The 14,032-nt window shown below is 73.4% G+C and carries 16 protein-coding genes; 7 read left to right on the top strand and 9 right to left on the bottom strand.

Annotated features, from left to right (window positions below; translation table 11 throughout):
* Window positions 1–15 precede the first annotated feature (15 nt).
* Window positions 16–450, top strand: a complete 435-nt coding sequence (locus ACFWIC_RS33335) for an SgcJ/EcaC family oxidoreductase (protein ID WP_329948599.1) — start codon at window positions 16–18, stop codon at window positions 448–450.
* Between the two features lie 78 nt (window positions 451–528).
* On the opposite strand, the gene tuf is transcribed toward ACFWIC_RS33335, so the two are convergent.
* From tuf to ACFWIC_RS33315, 4 genes are all read right to left on the bottom strand, one after another.
* Window positions 529–1,722, bottom strand: coding sequence for an elongation factor Tu (gene tuf / locus ACFWIC_RS33330; RefSeq protein WP_329948598.1), 1,194 nt, complete (start codon window positions 1,720–1,722; stop codon window positions 529–531).
* Between the two features lie 272 nt (window positions 1,723–1,994).
* Entirely contained in the window at window positions 1,995–2,918 is a 924-nt protein-coding gene (locus ACFWIC_RS33325) for a zinc-binding dehydrogenase (RefSeq protein ID WP_380520732.1), read from the bottom strand.
* Between the two features lie 110 nt (window positions 2,919–3,028).
* Window positions 3,029–3,466, bottom strand: coding sequence for a RidA family protein (locus ACFWIC_RS33320; RefSeq protein WP_329882047.1), 438 nt, complete (start codon window positions 3,464–3,466; stop codon window positions 3,029–3,031).
* 216 nt (window positions 3,467–3,682) lie between these two features.
* Window positions 3,683–4,723 carry an NADP-dependent oxidoreductase gene (locus ACFWIC_RS33315; RefSeq protein WP_380520731.1) on the bottom strand — a complete coding sequence of 347 codons (1,041 nt, stop codon included), beginning with the start codon at window positions 4,721–4,723 and terminating at the stop codon, window positions 3,683–3,685.
* A gap of 302 nt (window positions 4,724–5,025) precedes the next feature.
* On the opposite strand from ACFWIC_RS33315, the gene ACFWIC_RS33310 reads away from it, so the two are divergent.
* Window positions 5,026–5,961: a GNAT family N-acetyltransferase gene (locus ACFWIC_RS33310; RefSeq protein WP_380520730.1), complete on the top strand. Its 936-nt coding sequence runs from the start codon at window positions 5,026–5,028 to the stop codon at window positions 5,959–5,961.
* 227 nt (window positions 5,962–6,188) lie between these two features.
* On the opposite strand, the gene ACFWIC_RS33305 is transcribed toward ACFWIC_RS33310, so the two are convergent.
* Window positions 6,189–6,554: a hypothetical protein gene (locus tag ACFWIC_RS33305; protein ID WP_329882044.1), complete on the bottom strand. Its 366-nt coding sequence runs from the start codon at window positions 6,552–6,554 to the stop codon at window positions 6,189–6,191.
* A gap of 142 nt (window positions 6,555–6,696) precedes the next feature.
* Here ACFWIC_RS33305 and ACFWIC_RS33300 point away from each other — a divergent pair, with 142 nt between their 5' ends.
* The 3 genes from ACFWIC_RS33300 to ACFWIC_RS33290 are packed head-to-tail and all read left to right on the top strand — an operon-like array spanning window position 6,697 to window position 8,476.
* Entirely contained in the window at window positions 6,697–7,056 is a 360-nt protein-coding gene (locus ACFWIC_RS33300) for a hypothetical protein (protein ID WP_329948593.1), read from the top strand.
* Window positions 7,053–8,090 (top strand): DUF4388 domain-containing protein, encoded by a 1,038-nt coding sequence (locus ACFWIC_RS33295; protein WP_380520729.1) that lies wholly within the window; start codon window positions 7,053–7,055, stop codon window positions 8,088–8,090. The genes ACFWIC_RS33300 and ACFWIC_RS33295 overlap by 4 nt, the downstream gene beginning before the upstream one ends.
* Window positions 8,087–8,476 carry a roadblock/LC7 domain-containing protein gene (locus tag ACFWIC_RS33290; RefSeq protein ID WP_329882041.1) on the top strand — a complete coding sequence of 130 codons (390 nt, stop codon included), beginning with the start codon at window positions 8,087–8,089 and terminating at the stop codon, window positions 8,474–8,476. The genes ACFWIC_RS33295 and ACFWIC_RS33290 overlap by 4 nt, the downstream gene beginning before the upstream one ends.
* A gap of 392 nt (window positions 8,477–8,868) precedes the next feature.
* Here ACFWIC_RS33290 and ACFWIC_RS33285 read toward each other — a convergent pair whose 3' ends face one another.
* Entirely contained in the window at window positions 8,869–9,390 is a 522-nt protein-coding gene (locus ACFWIC_RS33285; RefSeq protein ID WP_380520728.1) for a VOC family protein, read from the bottom strand.
* Window positions 9,391–9,488: 98 nt separating this feature from the next.
* On the opposite strand from ACFWIC_RS33285, the gene ACFWIC_RS33280 reads away from it, so the two are divergent.
* Window positions 9,489–10,070 carry a TetR/AcrR family transcriptional regulator gene (locus ACFWIC_RS33280; RefSeq protein ID WP_380520727.1) on the top strand — a complete coding sequence of 194 codons (582 nt, stop codon included), beginning with the start codon at window positions 9,489–9,491 and terminating at the stop codon, window positions 10,068–10,070.
* 111 nt (window positions 10,071–10,181) lie between these two features.
* Here ACFWIC_RS33280 and ACFWIC_RS33275 read toward each other — a convergent pair whose 3' ends face one another.
* Window positions 10,182–11,489 (bottom strand): alpha/beta fold hydrolase, encoded by a 1,308-nt coding sequence (locus ACFWIC_RS33275; RefSeq protein WP_380520726.1) that lies wholly within the window; start codon window positions 11,487–11,489, stop codon window positions 10,182–10,184.
* Between the two features lie 436 nt (window positions 11,490–11,925).
* Between ACFWIC_RS33275 and ACFWIC_RS33270 the strand changes: the two genes are divergently transcribed.
* Window positions 11,926–12,075 (top strand): hypothetical protein, encoded by a 150-nt coding sequence (locus ACFWIC_RS33270; RefSeq protein WP_329882038.1) that lies wholly within the window; start codon window positions 11,926–11,928, stop codon window positions 12,073–12,075.
* Between the two features lie 97 nt (window positions 12,076–12,172).
* On the opposite strand, the gene ACFWIC_RS33265 is transcribed toward ACFWIC_RS33270, so the two are convergent.
* Together ACFWIC_RS33265 and ACFWIC_RS33260 are read right to left on the bottom strand one after the other, a co-directional pair.
* On the bottom strand, window positions 12,173–13,024 hold the full coding sequence (locus ACFWIC_RS33265; protein ID WP_329948588.1) for a hypothetical protein: 852 nt from the start codon (window positions 13,022–13,024) through the stop codon (window positions 12,173–12,175).
* A 20-nt stretch (window positions 13,025–13,044) separates the two neighbouring features.
* Window positions 13,045–13,617, bottom strand: a complete 573-nt coding sequence (locus ACFWIC_RS33260; protein ID WP_329882036.1) for a papain-like cysteine protease family protein — start codon at window positions 13,615–13,617, stop codon at window positions 13,045–13,047.
* Window positions 13,618–14,032 lie beyond the last annotated feature (415 nt).

Raw genomic sequence — 14,032 nt, 5'->3', positions numbered from 1 at the left:
GAGGAGGGGTTCGCCATGGCGAACGACGTACTGGTGGTGGGGGCCGTTCCGGCCGAGGTCAGGAACGCGGTGACCGGGGTGGTCGCCGCCCTGGAGAAGGCGTTCAACACCAAGGACGCGACCGCGCTGGGCGAGCAGTTCGGCGAGCAGGCCTCGTGGACCAACGCCCGCGGCCTGCGGCTCGACGGACGGACGGCGATCGCCGAGTTCAGCAGGCCGGCGATGGAGAGCTTCCTGCGGGACTCCTACGCCCGGTACGACGTGGTGAAGATCCTGGCGATCGCGGAGGACGTGGTCGCGGTGAACGTCGCCCAGACGCCCACCGACGCCGCGGGCGAACCCGTGGAGGGGGCGCACGGCGCCGCCCTCTACGTGGTGGCCCGCCAGGCGGACGGCTGGAAGATCGTGGCCGGTCAGAACAACGCGGTCGATGCCCCGTCCGCAGGGTGAGTGACGACCGGTCCCGAGCCGGGGGCCGCCTCCGATCCTTCGATCGTGCCAGGAGGCGGCCCCCTTCTCCCTCTTCTCCTACTTGGTGATCCTCGTGACCTGGCCCGCGCCGACGGTCCGGCCGCCCTCCCGGATGGTGAACCGCAGGCCCTCCTCCATCGCGACGGGCTGGATCAGGGTGACGGTGATCTCGACGTTGTCCCCGGGCATGACCAGTTCGGTGCCCTCCTTGAGGGTCACCACCCCGGTGACGTCGGTGGTGCGGAAGTAGAACTGGGGCCGGTAGTTGTTGAAGAACGGGGTGTGCCGGCCGCCCTCGTCCTTGGACAGGATGTAGGCCGTCGCCTCGAACTCGGTGTGCGGGGTCACCGATCCGGGCTTGATGATGCACTGGCCGCGCTCGACGTCCTCGCGCTTGATGCCGCGCAGCAGCAGGCCGACGTTCTCGCCGGCCCGCCCCTCGTCGAGCAGCTTGCGGAACATCTCGATGCCGGTGACCGTGGTCGTGGTCTTCTCCGGCTTGATGCCGATGATGTCGACGGTCTCGTTGACCTTCAGCACCCCGCGCTCGATCCGGCCGGTCACCACGGTGCCGCGGCCGGTGATGGTGAAGACGTCCTCGACCGGCATCAGGAAGGGGTGGTCGATGTCCCGCGTGGGCTGCGGGATGCTCTCGTCGACGGCCTTCATCAGACCCAGCAGCTTCTCGCCCCACTCCTTGTCGCCCTCCAGGGCCTTGAGGGCGGAGACCTGGACCACCGGGGTGTTGTCGCCGTCGAACTCGTACTCGGAGAGGAGCTCGCGGACCTCCAGCTCGACGAGCTCCAGGATCTCCTCGTCGTCCACCATGTCGGCCTTGTTCAGGGCGACGACGATGTACGGGACCCCTGACTGGCGGGCCAGCAGGACGTGCTCCTTGGTCTGCGGCATCGGGCCGTCGGTGGCGGCGACGACGAGGATCGCCCCGTCCATCTGGGCGGCGCCGGTGATCATGTTCTTGATGTAGTCCGCGTGACCCGGGCAGTCGACGTGGGCGTAGTGACGCGCCTCGGTCTGGTACTCGACGTGCGCGATCGAGATCGTGATGCCGCGCTGCCGCTCCTCCGGCGCCTTGTCGATCTCGTCGAACGGCGTGAAAGGGTTCAGGTCCGGATAGGCGTCGTGCAGGACCTTGGTGATCGCCGCCGTCAGCGTCGTCTTCCCGTGGTCGACATGGCCGATGGTGCCGATGTTGACATGCGGCTTCGTCCGCTCGAACTTCGCCTTCGCCACGCGCTCCTCCTCAGATGTCGGACCGGGGCGGAGAGCCATCGGCCGACCGCCTGCCCGCGCTGCTCATGGAAAGCGCGGGGCGCGGCCGTCGCACGCGGGGAGGGCGTGCCCCCGCCGCCGCGACCAGGAGTGACCGACCCCGCGCAGAGGGTAACCATAGCTGGCCGGGGGTGCGGCGGAGCCGGGACCACGCCCTCCGGCGGGCCCGGCCCCGCGGGCCCGCCGGTCCCGGCCCGGCCGTCCGGGCCAGTCGCCCGGGCCAGTCGTCCGGGCTAGTCGTCCGGGCCCAGGTCCAGGACGGCCTTGCCGAGGACCCGGCGCCCGACGAGCGCGTCCGCCGCCTCGTGGGCCCTGGTCCAGGAGCCGCGCCAGCCGATCTGCGGGGAGAGCCGGTCCGTCGCCACCAGGTGGAGCAGGTGACCGAGGTCGGCACCGACGGGCGTGCTGACGTTGAAGTTCTCCAGCCGACCGTTCGGGCTCTCGACGCGGGCCCGCTCGAAGTCGATGACGGTCGGCTCGCCGGAGGCCTTCCCGATCGCCTGGACGACGCCGCCGCGTTCGAGGCGGTAGAACGCCTCGGCCAGCTGGCTGCCGCCGACGTTGTCGAGCACGCCGTACACCGGCGCCGTCAGCTCCTCCGGGCCGTGCACGATCTCGGCCGCGCCCAGCTCCCGCAGGCCCTCCGCACGGGCCGGGCCGCCGACCGAGGCGACGACGTGCGCACCCCCCAGCGCGAGGAGCTGGACGGCGAAGCGCCCCACCCCGCCCGAGGCGCCGGTGACCAGGACCCGACGGCCGAGGACGGAGCCCAGGCGGCGGACCGCCTGGAGCGCCGTGACCCCGGCCACCGGGAGGGCGCTCGCCGTCCCGAGGTCGACGGCGTCGGGCACGACCGCCAGCTCGGCGGTGTCCACCGCCCGCAGCCGCGCCCAGGCGCCGCCCCACCCGAAGGTGACCACCCGGGCCCCGACGGGTGGACCCGATCCGTCGTCGGCCGACCGGACGACGACACCCGCCGCGTCCCAGCCCGGCACCGTGCCGGGTGGGGTGTCCGGCGACCGGTAGACGATCTCACCGAAGTTGAAGGAGACCGCGCCGACCTCGATCAGCGCCTGTCCGGGCCCGGGTTTCGGATCCGGCACCTCGGCGAAGCTCAGCTGCCGGGGGGCGTTCGGGTCGTGGACGAGTGCCTTCATGGCGGGCCCTTCAGTGCGGAGGATCGGAGGAGGGGGTGCCGCGGAGGAGGTGCCGCGGAGGGGGCCGCCACGATCGGCGGCCCCCTGGAGTGGCGCCGGGCGCCGCGGGGTCAGCGGGTGGCGCTCTCCGCGCCGTCGACCGGGCGCACCGCGACCGCGTCTATCTCGAAGAGCATCCCGGGCAGCGCCAGCGACGCGACGCCGCTGAGCGTCTGGGCGGGCAGCCGGTCGCCCCAGGCGGCGTGCAGGGCCTTCCCCAGCACACCCAGCTTCTCCAGGTCGTGGTCGACGACGTACGAGCCGAGCCGGACGACGTGCTCGAAGCCGAGGCCGACGCCGGCCAGCGCGGTGCGCAGGTTGTCGAAGGACCGCTCGACCTGGGCGGCGAAGTCGCCGGGGACGACCTGGCCGCTCTCGTCGGAGGCGTACTGCCCGCCGATGAAGACCGGTTCGCCGGGCGCGGAGGCGGCGTGGCTGTAGCCGAACGGCGTGGGGTCGTGCAGGCCGGCGGGGTTGGTGAGGGTGCGGTGGTCGTGGAGGTCACTCATGGTCGACGGTTCCTTCGGTTGTGGTGCGGTGGGTGCGACGGGTCGTTGTCGTGACGTCAGGTGCGGTGCTGCGCACGCCTTCCGGCGGTTCGGCGTCGACCCGGAGCCCTCCGGTGGCAACGCTCCGCGCGGCGGCGATCATCCCGGCGGGCGGTCCCCCCGCCCGCCGGGCTTCCTTCCGGCGGTCCTCCTCCGGGCGGTCCTCCTCCGGGCCGGTCATCCCTCCAGGCGGACGAGCATCTTGCCGGTGTTGGCGCCGCGCATCACGCCGAGGAAGGCGGCCGGCGCCTGCTCGATGCCCTCGACGACGGTCTGCTCGGTGCGCAGGCTCCCGTCGGCGAGCCAGCCGGCGGCCCGGCCGATCCACTCGGGGAAGAGGTGGAAGTAGCTGCTGACCAGCATCCCGCGCAGGTTCAGCTCCTTGGCCGCCGCCTGGAACAGGTTGTCGGGGCCCGGGGCCGGGCTGGTCGCGTTGTAGGTGCTGATCGCGCCGACGAGGGCGATCCGGCCGCCGGTGCGCATCGCGCCGATGGCGGCCCGCAGGTGGTCGCCGCCGACGCTGTCGAGGTAGACGTCGATGCCCTCCGGGGCGGCTGCGGCGAGCTGTTCGTCCAGCGAGCCGGCCCGGTAGTCGATCGCGGCGTCGTAACCGAAGTCCGTCACCAGCTTCGCTGCCTTCTCCGGGCCGCCGGCCGAACCGATCACCTTCGAGGCGCCGAGCCTGCGGGCCAGCTGCCCGGCGACGCTGCCCACCGCCCCGGCGGCGGCGGAGACGAAGACGACGTCGCCCTCGCGGACCGGGGCGATCTCGGTGAGCGCCGCGTAGGCGGTGAGGCCGGTGGTGCCCAGCACCCCCAGGTAGGCGGAGGCCGGGGCGAGGCCGGTGTCGACGACGGTCGCGGCGGCGGCGTCCAGGACGGCGTACTCGCGCCAGCCGAGGAAGTGGGAGACGGTCGCGCCGACCGGCACGGCGTCGGAGCGGGAGGCGACCACCACGCCGACCGCGCTGCCGTCCAGGGCCGCGCCGAGCTCGAACGGCGGGATGTAGGACGGCGCGTCGTCCATCCGGCCCCGCATGTACGGGTCCACCGACATCCAGGTGTTGCGGACGACGATCTCGCCCTCGGCCGGCTCGGGGACTGCGGTGCGGACCAGCTCGAAGGTGTCGGCGGTGGGCGACCCGACCGGGCGGGAGGCGAGCCGGACCTCGGCGGAGAAGGTGGTGGCGGGGGTCACGGTGGTCTGCTGGGTGCTCATGGCGGGCTTCCTCGTTCTTCGTCCGGTGCTGCCGTTTCCTGCTGACGAGGAAGACTCTGCCGGGGGCCTCGCACGATCGGCTGACGGTCCGCGCACGGCCGCCCGGCCCGTACGCACAGGGCCGCCCGGCGGGCGTGCGCACGGGACGTCGGACCGGCCGACTTCCGGTGCGGGAACCCTCGGCCCGGGCGTCCGGCGCGGACGCCCGCACGTCCGCCGGTGCGAAGGACGCCGGTGCGAACGACGCCGGTGCGGCGAAACCGGTCGACAGGAGCGGCCCGGGTGGCGGAGAGTCGGGAAGCATGACCGTGCTCCCCGAACTGCCGCCGCTCCCCGCCCGCTACCGGAGCCGGCCGGCCGCCGCCGACGACGCCCCGGCCGTCCACCGGCTGGTCGACGCCTGCGAGCGCGACCTACTGGGCCGGGCCGAGACCGGGTCCGACGACATCGCCGCCGACCTGGCCCTCCCCGACCTCGACCCGGCCCGCGACGCGCTGCTCGTGCAGGACGGCGACGGCGAGGTGGCCGGCTGGGCGTGGGTCCGCGGGGGCCGCCGGAGCCGGATCGACGTCCACCCGACCCACCGGGGCGCCGGGTTGGGCGGATGGCTGCTCGACTGGACCGAGGCGCAGGCCCGGCGTGCGGGCGGCGTACGGCTTGCCCAGGCCGTGGAGGACGGCGACCGGGCCGCCGTGGCACTGCTGCGCTCGCGCGGGTACCGGCCGTTCGTCTCCCAGTGGCAGCTGGGGATCGCACTGCCCGCCCGCCCGGTGGCGGCCGGGCCGCCGGACGGGATCACGGTGCGGCCCTTCGCCCCCGGTGACGAGCAGGCGGCCTACCTGCTCACCGAGGACGCGTTCGACGAGTGGCAGGTGCGGCGCAGCTCCTACGAGGAGTGGGCCCTGCGGACCGTCGGACGGGAGGCGTTCGCGCCCGCGCTCTCGCGGGTGGCCCTCGCGGACGGGGAGATGGTGGGCGCGGCGCTGTCGCTCGACGTGCCGGGCGGGAGCGAGGGCTACGTGGAACGGCTGGCCGTCCGCCGCGACCACCGGAACCGGGGCATCGCACGGCTGCTGCTGGGCGAGGTGTTCGGCGCGTTCCACCGGCACGGGCGGGAGCTGTGCACCCTGTGGACGCACTCGAACACCGGCGCGCTGCCGCTGTACGAGCGGGTCGGGATGACCGTCCGGCGCACCTCGTCGATGTACGGCAAGGTGCTCGACGAGGAGCCCGGGTAGGCGGGGGGCGGTGCGGCGTTCCGGCGTTCGGCCGCTCCACGGTTCCGGGATTAGGGCTCGGTGCGTAACGCCGGGGGGAGAATATGACGCCCAGTCATCGGAAAGTCACGCATTTCCGTGATTGATGCGCACCTGCAATTTCCGCACCCCACCCCCACGGACGGAACGCCGTAGCCGGTTCATCACGCTTCGCATTCGCACCGGGAATTCCCGGTGCGGCGCGCACCCTAGACGTCGAGATCGGCCTCGATCCGCTTGAGACCGTGCCGGGCGAGCGCCAGGTTGGCGCGCGAGCGGTCCAGCGCCAGGTAGAGGAAGAGGGATCCGTGGCTGCGCGCCAGCGGGCGGATCAGGTGGTACTGGGTGCCGAGGGTGATCAGGATGTCCTCGATGACGTCGTCGATCGACAGCGCTGCCAGGGCCCGTATCTTGGCCCGGACGACCTCGGTGTTGGCGGCTGCCGCGACCTCCAGGTCGAGCTGCTGGCCCCCGCCGAGGAACCCGAGTGACATACCGCTCTCGTAGTCGGCCAGAGCCACGCCGATGGCGCCCTCGATGGCCATCGCGTCCTTGAGTGCGTTGTCAATGTTCATGCGCTGTTCGTCCTTTGCGTGACTTCCGGGCAGAACTCCCGTGTGCGGGAACAAAGTAGCAAGAAGCCACCCTCGGTGGTCACCCCGCGGAAATGGTGGAATAAAGTACGCTGCCAACAGTTCGGAACGTGAAGGGGTACTGGTGCGCGCACTCGAAGCTTCCCTCTCCGACGTGCTCGACTCCCCCGGAGTCATCGGCGCCGCTCTCGTCGACGCCGTCACGGGCCTCAGCTACCACTCCGCCGGGGACCACCGGCTGCTCGGCAGCGGGGCCGAGCTCGCCGAGCTGACCAATCTGATCGGCGAGCGTCTGTACGAGGCCGGGGTGGAGAGCGAGTTGGAGAGCGTGGTGGTCACCAGCACCCGCCATCACCAGGTCGTCCAGGTGGTGCCCCGTCAGGGCGACCCCCTGCTGCTGGCCACCGTGCTGGACCGGGGGCGGACCAACCTGGCGCTGGCGATCCGCCAGACCGCCGACCGTGCGGGGGGCCTGCTGGCATGAGCGGCCCTCCCGACGAGCTGTCCCACGACCCGGCCCACCACCCTGCCCACCGACCGGCCGGCGGCCGGGCCCACGACCCGGCACCGCCCGTGCCGCCCGCGGCCCGTAACGTGCCCGCGCTGCTCCTCGCGCTGCACCGGACGGGCTTCACCGGCTCGGTCACCGTCTCCAGCGCACCGGGCGGCACCATCCACCTGGAACAGGGGCTGGTCACGGCGATCGAGACCCCCGGGGCTCCGACCGCCGAGACCCTGCTGCTGAAGGCGCGGCGCGTCGGCGAGGCGGACTGGGCGACCGCCGAGACGGCCGCCTCCGCCGCCCGCCCGGTCGACGCTCCCGCGGCCTGGGGCGGCGACCTCGGCGCGGCCCTGGTGGCCCAGGGGTCGATCGGCGCCACCGAACTCGAAGCCGTCTGCGCCGCCGCCGCCTTCGACGGAGCCTTCGCCCTGGTGCTCAGCCCGCCCGGCAGCTGGGAGATCGCCGAATCGGCGCCGCCCGCCCGGATCGCGCTGCGCCCGGGGATCGAGCCGCAGCGGCTCTTCGAGGAGACCGCCCGGCGGGTGGCGCTGCTGACCCGCCTCTGGGGCCCGCCCGGCGAGCTGGCCCGCACCCGGATCCGCCCTGCCGCCGCGGCCGAGTCCGCTGCGTCGCGGATCCCGGTCCGGTACCGGGAGGTCCTGGCCGCGGCCACCGGCCGCCGCACCCCGCGCGACATCGGATTCGCGCTGGGGCGCGGCGTGTTCTCGGTGCTGCTCGACGTCGTCCGGATGGACGCCCGACACCTTCTCCACCGCGAAACGGCGCTCCCGGCCGCCACGGCACCGAGCGTGGCCCCGCGAACGCCGCCGAGCGGACCGCTGCCGACCGCGACCGGGCCGCTGCCGCGTCGCGTCCCCGGCGTACGCGGCGCAGGGAACGCGGGCGGCCACGGCCGGCCGGACTCCCGGCCCGAGGAAGCGGCGGGCGCTTCCGACGGTCCACCGAACGCACACCGCACCGAGACGACAGAGACGACCGAGAAGAGCAGACCATGAGCACCCAGACACCGACCGCCGTTCTCGTCGCCGAGTTGAAGTCCCTCCGCGAACGGGTCATGGGCATCTCCGAGAGTGTCATCTCCACCGCCGACGGCCTGCTGGTGGCCGCCGACACGGCCGCCGTCCACCCCGAGTCGGCCGCCGCCCTGTCGGCCGCCATGCTCGGCCTCGGCCGGCGCACCGCGGCCGAGGTCGGCGTGGGCGGCCTGCGCGACGTGGTCACCCGTTGCAACGGCGGCTACGTCGTGGTGCTGGCGATCGGGGACCAGGCGCTGCTGATGGTCCTGGGCGACGAGGGCCTCGACATCGCCGGCCTGCACCGCGAGTCGCCCGCCTCGATCCGGCGGCTGAGCGAGCTGCTCGGGATGGTCCCCGCGGCCTAGCGCAGGCCCCGGCGAGGACGGGGGTGTCCGGGATCCGCACAACGGCGGGCCTGCCGGACGGCAGGCGGGCGGGGCCCGGCCGCCCGACACGGCCGTCGGTCACGGCACGCCCGCGGACGCGTCCGCATCCGCGTACGCAGGCACCGGCCCCTCCCGGACAGCGTCGCCGATCGCCTGACATGTCGTCACCGCAACCGGTCGGCAAGGGCCGCGCGGACCGACCCGCCTGCCTCAACGGACGCTCTCACGAGAGGACTTGGGCTGCGAAGGCCGCCACAGCGCCCCAGCTGGAGGGGTGCACCGCACTCCGGGGCCCGGGCGGACCGGACCGGAGCGGCGTCGCCTTCGTGCCCCATGGGGCACGCCGCGGATTCCGCGAGGCCGGCCGCGGGTCAGGCGCCCGTGTACTGGGCGGCGTACTCCTCGCTGGGCGGGACGACGGTGATGACGTCGATCAGCACGCCGTCCGGGGCGGCGACGATGAAGTGACGCTGGCCGAACTCCTCCGTGCGCAGCGGCAGCACCTCGGGCAGGCCGGCCCCGGCGACGAGCCGCCGGTGCTCGGCGTCCACGTCGTCCACCTCGAAGTTCAGCAGCAGGCCGCCCCGGAGTGGGGTCCGGTGGCCCTCGGGGAGGGTCGGGTGGGTGTGGTCCAGCAGGGCCAGCTCGTACTGCGGGGCGTCGGGGCGGCGCAGGCTCACGTACCAGTCGGCTTCGAAGGTGACCTCGAAGCCGAGGTGGCGGGTGTAGAAGGCGCGGGAGGCGACCACGTCCCGGGTGGCGATCACCGGGTAGAAGCCACCGAGCCCGACCGCGGGCGCGTTCGCGGCCCCGTTAGCAGTTCCGTTCGCAGTTCCGTTCGCGGGCTCGGCCCCGAGGCCGGTCCCGAGGTCGCTCCTGAGGTCGTTCGTCATGGCGGAGGCCCTTCGCGTCCATTTCACATACCCGGGGTATGTGAACCTTGGCGCTAGCATACCCGGGGTACGCGAAATGGAAAGGGCGGTGCGACGCGATGGCGGTCAACCGGGCGGAGCAGCGGGCAGCCACCCGGCGGGCGCTGCTGGCCGAAGGGCGGCAGCGGTTCGCCGCCGACGGCTACCACCAGGTGGTGCTGGCCGAGGTGGCACGGGCCGCCGGGGTCACCAAGGGAGCCGCCTACCACCACTTCGACAGCAAGGCCGGACTCTTCCGGGCCGTCGTCGCCGAGGTGCAGCAGGAGCTGGGCGAGCGGGTCGCGGCGGAGGCCGAACGGCACGAGGACCTCTGGGAGCAGCTCCGGGCCGGCTGCCGCGCCTTCCTCGCCTCGGGGACGGACCCGGCCGTGCGACGGATCCTGCTGGTCGACGCGCCGACCGTGCTGGGCTGGGACGAGTGGCGGGCGCTGGACGAGGAGTCGTCCGCCCGGCACCTGGCGGAGGCCCTGACGGCGCTCGTGGCGGCCGGGACCGTCGAAGACCAGCCGGTGGAGCCGCTGGCCCGGCTGCTCTCGGGGGCGATGAACGAGGCCGCGCTCTGGATCGCACGGGGCGGGGACTCCCGGGCCGCCGAGCAGGCGCTCGACCGGCTCCTGTCGGGACTGCGCACGTCGGCCTGATCGCTCGCACCCGACGCCCGGCCGAACGCCCCACGGATGCCCGGCCGGCGAGGGGCCGCCCCCACAGCGGCCCGTCGCCTGCCCTCCCACCGCCCGCCCCGGTCTCGCGGGTCAACCCCGCGGGTCGGTGAGGTAGGCGTCGAACGCCCCCTTCGTCGGTTCGGAGGAGTAGAGCCAGTGGCCCACGACGTCCCGGGTGAGCAGGGTGGCCCTCGGGAAGGACTGCGTCATCCGGCGCGCACCCGGCAGCGGCGTCCGCTGGTCGAGGGTGGCGTTCGCCACCAGGACGCGCGGGAGGTCGCCCGCCACCCGGGCGGGCCGGGCCTTCGGCGGGACGGTCCAGCCCTGGCAGCCGAGGACGATGTCCAGGCCCTGGGTGCTGACGCGGACGTGCGGCGCGGCCCGGGCGACCCGCTCCCGGATGGCCCGGTACTCGGCGTGGTCGCGGATCCGGAGGTCGTAGTCCCGGCAGAGCACGAGCTGCATGTCACGGCTGGGGCCCTGGTACTGGGGCCAGTGGACCGTGCCCGTCCCGGTGTACACGGCGGCCAGCTCCCGCGCCGCCCGCTCCGGGTCCCACCCCCAGGTCAGGAACGTGAGGAAGTCGGACAGGCCGTCGGCGTCGGCCACGGCCTGTGTCGGCCCCTCCGGTCCCGGGACGCGGAGCGTGCCGGCCTCGGCGCGGGCGAACAGTTCGGCGGCGACGGCCGCCAGGTCCCGGCCGCTCAACGCACAGGACGGCGCCGTCGAGCACCAGGCCGCCAGGCGCTTGAAGGTGTCGTCGGCGGTGACGCTGGCGTCGGTGAGGAAGCGCTCAGCGTTCGGCCGGTCCGGGTCCATCACGCTGTCGAGGGCGAGCGCGCGGAGCCGCTCCGGGAACAGGCGCGCGTAGCGCTCGCCGAGGAGCGTGCCGTAGGAGTGGCCGAGGAAGCTGATCCGGCGCTCGCCGAGGGCGGCGCGGATCGCGTCCATGTCCCGCGCCACGCTCTCGGTGTCCATGTGCGCGGCGAGCGGGCCCGTGAGCCGCAGGCAGCCGGCCGCGAGCCGTCCGTTCAGGGTGCGCATCTGCTCGAAGGCCGCCGCGTCGCGCGGGCGGGACGTGATCCCGCCCGCGATCGACTCGTCGCAGCGGGCCTGCTGGCTGCGGTGGCTGCCCCTCGGGTCGAAGCCGACGATGTCGAACCGCTGCAGCATCTCCGGCGTGTAGACGCCCTTCTGGGGGTGACCGGCGTGCAGCGCGTCGTCGGCCCCGGGGGCCCAGGGGCCGCCCGGGTTCGACATCAGGACGCCGATGCGCCGGGCCGGGTCGGCGGCCCGCAGGCGGGCGACGAAGATGCCGGTCTTCGGGCCGTGCGGCTTCGACCAGTCCACCGGCACCTCGACCGTCGCGCACTGCGCGGCGGGGTTCGGGTCCGGCATGGGCGGTTCGCTCCTGGGGCAGGAGCCCCACCTGATCGGCGCCGCGGAGGTACTCGGCTCCGACTGGTTCTGGGCGGCGGCCGGTCCGGTCAGCGCGAGGGTCGCGACTGAGGCGGAGAGCGCCAGGAGGGCGGACAGTACGCGCCGCCCTCGGTTCGGATGGGTCTTCCCACGCATACTCATGCCCGTGAACAACCCGCCACCACCGCCGCCGGGTTGCGTCCACCTGCGACACACGGTGATTCCGTGCCCGATGAGGCACGTCGATGCGACTTTCAAGTCCCTTGTTCTCATGGCTGGTTGACGAATCGACAGCCGATTCCGGAAGGTTCTCGGCGAGGCCGGCACCCGCTGCCCCGGTCCTTCGACCGTGGGTGTCCGGCCCGCCCCGCCCCGCCGCCCGGCGGAGTGGACCGCTCGTCACCCGGGGACACGGATGAAGAGGATCAAGAGGGCCGCCGCCACCGCGGTGGCCGCCATGGCGCTGGCCATGGGCGGCGCGGCGGGCACGGCCGGCACGGCCCACTCCCGGAGCACCACGGAGACGCCCCGGGGCGACTCCCACAAGGCCGAGGTCAGGAGCTAGGTCTCACGAACTCGGACCCGCCGGTGGGAGCGGGTCCGACGGCCTCTCCGCCCCGGACCCCGGCATCCGGCCGGGGTCCGGGGCGGCGACGTGGGACTCAGGCGGTGTCGCGGTTCCGGCGCCGGATCCGGCCGAGGACGACGGCTCCGCCCACGAGGGCGAGCGCCGCGATCGAGCCGCCGGCGAGCAGCGGGGTCCGGGAGGACGGGTCGGCTGCCCGGTCAGTGGTCCCGTACCCGCTGGACAGGCCCCGGGTGTCGTACTCGGAACCGGGCAGCTTGTCGGCGTAACGGGCCTTGAGGAGCTTCTGGTAGTCGGCGAGCGACACCGCCGACTGGCCGTCGAGCCCCTCCCGGGCCTGGTCGTTGAGCGGCTCCACGGTGGTGAGCTTCAGCTGGTACCAGCCGCGGATCTGCGGCTCCGTGAAGACCAGGGTGCCCAAGCCCGCCTTGCCGGCGTACGTGGCGTCGCTGTCGCCGTCGCGCACCCCCGCCAGGTGCCAGCCGCCGCCCTCGGTCGGGGCGAGCAGCACCGTGGCGGTGCGGTCGTTGACGGTCGCGTTGAGCGAGGAGACGAGGTGGCTCAGCCTGATGGCCTCGGTGGGGAGCGGCGGGGCCGTGCCCGCGGCGAAGCCCGGGGTGATCTCGTTCACCGCCAGCGGGTCCTTGAGTGTGAACGCGGGCAGGCCCTCGCACGGCGAGGCCGTGTCGGGAATCGTCACCACGGTGTCGGATCCGCCCTGGGGCAGCGGCGTTCCGAGAAAGCGGCAGACGGCGTCGCGGACGTCGGCCGACTTCACCAGGTCGAGGGCGGCCTGGTAGTCGGGGATGTCGGCCGCGCGGGCCGGGCCGACGGCGGACAGCAGTGCGGACGCGCTCAGCGCCAGGACGATGGGCAGCCGGGAGAACCGAATGGTCTCCCGCTTGACGGGCATTCCTTGGTCACGCATGTGTCGCCCTCCTTCTCTGTCTATCGGGAGATGCCGGTACGGGAGTGGGTCCACTTGAACGAGCTGTTGTTCACGTAGTCGCCGTAGTTCCACCACGTGTAGGTGGCGGTGTCCGGCCACGGGTCGGCGACGGCGATGGTGTTGTTCGAGGTGTCGAAGCCGTAGACGATGTTCATGTGGCCACCGCCGGAGGTCCATCCGATTCGGGCGCCGATCGGCCGGGCCGCCTTGACGTCAGTGGTGACCTGGGCGAACGAGGCCGCACTGCTGATCCCGGTACCGGTCTTGGACAGGCCCAGGCTCGACCAGGCGTTGGCCATGTCCCCGAGCGTGGCGGGCTGGTTGTTGCAACTCGGACCGCCGCTGTACTGGGAGGCGCGGTCGCAGAAGTCCGCCTGCGTGGTGCCGAATCCCTGGAACTTGGCGATGGTGAGCCCGGCGGCCGACCAGCACCACTGGCTCTTCTCCTGCTTCAGCATGGTGATCTGGTCGTAGCCGGCCTCCGCCCGGGCCGTACCGCCTGCTGCCAGGAGGATCCCCGAGGCCGCCAGCGCCAAGGCCGGTCCGGTGGCCGCGAACCTGAATCTGCTCATATCCCTGCCTTCCCATGGGGCGAGTGAGTGCCCAGCGACATGAGAGCGCGGACCGCCGCCGATCCCCAGGGGGCTCGTGGAAACTACAGCCGAAGGGGTTGTTAGCCATATAAGAGCTGGATGGCTTGAAATGTGCGTAGCCAGAGGGACGTTGGGGCGCCTGGATTCCACCGGACGCGCGCCACGGTGCGGCCGACGCGCGGCGACCTGTGTCGTCCGAGCGGCCCGGGCCGGGGTCGGCCCGGGCAGCGCGGGTCGGTCAGCGGGGTATGCGGTGGCGGCCCCGGGGATGCTGCCGCTGCTCGGGGATCGGATTGCTCTCGGGGCTGAAGTGGCCGGCCTGGCGGGCGATCCAGGCGTATTCGGTGGTGCCGTCGGGGTGGTGGCGCAGTTCCCAGCGGCCGTGGCGGGTGAT

This window comes from Kitasatospora sp. NPDC127035, assembly GCF_042726075.1.
Lineage (GTDB): Bacteria > Actinomycetota > Actinomycetes > Streptomycetales > Streptomycetaceae > Kitasatospora.
The sequence above is the reverse complement of the archived record's forward strand: the minus strand, read 5'-3'. Positions and strand labels throughout refer to the sequence as shown.

Coding starts and splice junctions, on each gene's coding strand:
- ACFWIC_RS33335 (WP_329948599.1), top strand. CDS start 16: ATGGCGAACGACGTACTGGTGGTGGGGGCCGTTCCGGCCGAGGTCAGG.
- ACFWIC_RS33325 (WP_380520732.1), bottom strand. CDS start 2,918: ATGAAGGCACTCGTCCACGACCCGAACGCCCCCCGGCAGCTGAGCTTC.
- ACFWIC_RS33320 (WP_329882047.1), bottom strand. CDS start 3,466: ATGAGTGACCTCCACGACCACCGCACCCTCACCAACCCCGCCGGCCTG.
- ACFWIC_RS33315 (WP_380520731.1), bottom strand. CDS start 4,723: ATGAGCACCCAGCAGACCACCGTGACCCCCGCCACCACCTTCTCCGCC.
- ACFWIC_RS33310 (WP_380520730.1), top strand. CDS start 5,026: ATGACCGTGCTCCCCGAACTGCCGCCGCTCCCCGCCCGCTACCGGAGC.
- ACFWIC_RS33305 (WP_329882044.1), bottom strand. CDS start 6,554: ATGAACATTGACAACGCACTCAAGGACGCGATGGCCATCGAGGGCGCC.
- ACFWIC_RS33295 (WP_380520729.1), top strand. CDS start 7,053: ATGAGCGGCCCTCCCGACGAGCTGTCCCACGACCCGGCCCACCACCCT.
- ACFWIC_RS33290 (WP_329882041.1), top strand. CDS start 8,087: ATGAGCACCCAGACACCGACCGCCGTTCTCGTCGCCGAGTTGAAGTCC.
- ACFWIC_RS33285 (WP_380520728.1), bottom strand. CDS start 9,390: ATGACGAACGACCTCAGGAGCGACCTCGGGACCGGCCTCGGGGCCGAG.
- ACFWIC_RS33280 (WP_380520727.1), top strand. CDS start 9,489: ATGGCGGTCAACCGGGCGGAGCAGCGGGCAGCCACCCGGCGGGCGCTG.
- ACFWIC_RS33275 (WP_380520726.1), bottom strand. CDS start 11,489: ATGCCGGACCCGAACCCCGCCGCGCAGTGCGCGACGGTCGAGGTGCCG.
- ACFWIC_RS33270 (WP_329882038.1), top strand. CDS start 11,926: ATGAAGAGGATCAAGAGGGCCGCCGCCACCGCGGTGGCCGCCATGGCG.
- ACFWIC_RS33265 (WP_329948588.1), bottom strand. CDS start 13,024: ATGCGTGACCAAGGAATGCCCGTCAAGCGGGAGACCATTCGGTTCTCC.
- ACFWIC_RS33260 (WP_329882036.1), bottom strand. CDS start 13,617: ATGAGCAGATTCAGGTTCGCGGCCACCGGACCGGCCTTGGCGCTGGCG.